Origin of the sequence: Pantoea sp. PNT03 (assembly GCF_014852515.1) — a bacterium.
Classification (GTDB): domain Bacteria; phylum Pseudomonadota; class Gammaproteobacteria; order Enterobacterales; family Enterobacteriaceae; genus Pantoea; species Pantoea leporis.
In genome coordinates, this window is sequence record NZ_JACVBT010000022.1 from 1 (window position 1) to 286 (window position 286).

General features: G+C 53.5%; 1 rRNA gene. It reads right to left on the reverse strand.

Annotated features, from left to right (window positions below):
* Positions 1-286: ribosomal RNA gene (locus IB226_RS23095) — 23S ribosomal RNA — on the reverse strand; the annotation flags it as partial.

Below are 286 nucleotides of genomic sequence, written 5' to 3' on the forward strand. Positions count from 1 at the left end.
TATTCTCTACCTGACCACCTGTGTCGGTTTGGGGTACGATTTCGTGTTACCTGGAGCTTAGAGGCTTTTCCTGGAAGCAGGGCATCAGTTACTTCACCACCGTGGTGGCTCGTCGTCACGCCTCAGCCTTAAGATACCCCGGATTTACCAAAGGTATCAGCCTACACGCTTAAACCGGGACAACCGTCGCCCGGATAACCTAGCCTTCTCCGTCCCCCCTTCGCAGTAACACCAAGTGCAGGAATATTAACCTGCTTCCCATCGACTACGCTTTTCAGCCTCGCCT